The 1506-nt window shown below is 58.6% G+C and carries 2 protein-coding genes; both read right to left on the minus strand.

The window, feature by feature from the left end:
* A complete protein-coding gene (locus MOV63_RS32390; RefSeq protein ID WP_247039833.1) occupies window positions 1-249 on the minus strand; it encodes a hypothetical protein in 249 nt (82 codons plus the stop codon).
* An 89-nt stretch (window positions 250-338) separates the two neighbouring features.
* Window positions 339-1427, minus strand: a complete 1089-nt coding sequence (locus MOV63_RS32395) for an IS5 family transposase (RefSeq protein ID WP_247039834.1) — start codon at window positions 1425-1427, stop codon at window positions 339-341.
* Between the last annotated feature and the right edge of the window lie 79 nt (window positions 1428-1506).

Below are 1506 nucleotides of genomic sequence, written 5' to 3' on the forward strand. Positions count from 1 at the left end.
CTAGCAGGCTGTTGAAGAAGTCTCTGGATTTGCCTTGAGAATGGCCTCGTCGCCATTGTGGTATGCGAATGCGATCTCGATCGAGCCATCGTCAAGCAATTCGGCATGCCCGTCACCCGAGACCTGGTCCATTTCGTCAAATCCGGACCATGTGAATGAGACCATGGACTGGCTGTAGCCGAGATCGAGCACGGCTTGCATTGCCCCGAAGGCGATTTCACCATGCCCGTTGGCGCCGATGATGATCATGGCGGGCTCGCAGAGGTCGAGATAATCCCGATCCCACAGGTCGGCCTCGACAATTCGCCAACGCCCGATCAAGCTGCAGGTCGCGGCCATCACTGCACCGTCATCAATTTTGGCAACCGCACCAGATTGTAGGCGGCGGCCGCGAAGGTGAAGGCCCAGCCAACGCGGTCGCGGCCACGCAACTTCGTCTTCTCCTGCCCGGCCACGATCTTGATCCAGCCGAACGCCTCCTCGATGCGCTTGCGGATGCGCAAACTGACCCCATAACCCGAGTGGCGCGTCGTGCGTCCGTCAATCGCCGAGCGGCGTCCCTTGGCATTTTGCGCCACATGCGGCGTCACCCTCATCGAACGCAACTCGTTGATGAAGTCCTGCGTATCATAGGCCTTGTCGGCACCCAGCGTGATTGCACGCGGCCGGTCGGCGCGAGGCTCGACCATGTGCAGGGCCGCGACCCGTTCAGCATGTCCGCTCGCCTCCGTCAGACAGGCATCAACCAGCAGGCCATGTCGGTTTTCCATCAATCCATGGCCCATGAAGCAAAGCTTCGCCTCCTTGCCTTTGCCCTTCCTGTAAAGTCGTGCATCCGGGTCGGTCGTCGAGGCGTGCGTCTCGTTGGACCGCTTTTCACCATGAAAGTCTGTTTCAACATTCCGGCCGCCACTATCTGTCGGCGGTTCGCCCGAGCCGTCCTTCGGCTTGAAGCTCTTCATCGACGCCCAGGCTTCGATCAGCGTACCGTCGACAGAGAAGTGGTCCGTTGACAGCAGCCGCTTTATCTTAGGCTGCGAAAGGATTGCCCTGAGAAACTTGGCTGCGAGGTCGCCTTCAAGCAATCGGTCGCGGTTCTTCGAAAACACCGAATGATTCCAGGCCGCATCATCGATTCCGATACCGACAAACCACCGGAACAGAAGGTCGTATTCTAGGCGCTCCATCAAAAGCCGCTCAGAGCGGATCGAATAAAAGGCTTGCAAAAGCATGGCGCGCAATAGCTTCTCTGGCGGGATCGATGGCCGCCCTATCGGCGAGTAGAGCGCTGCAAACTCCCGTTCCAGCAAAACGAGCGCATCGTTCACGATCTGCCGGATTGTCCGCAGCGGATGATCGCTGCGGACACGATCCTCCAGATCGACATAGCTGAAGAGTTCACCCGATCTCACGTCGCCGCCGCGCATCCATCAATTCCCAATCTCGACGGGACCAATGAATCATGAGAGGAGCGCTCAGGCTAGGCCTTTTTCAACAGCCTGCTAG

The organism is Neorhizobium sp. SHOUNA12A (assembly GCF_023006505.1).
Lineage (GTDB): Bacteria > Pseudomonadota > Alphaproteobacteria > Rhizobiales > Rhizobiaceae > Neorhizobium.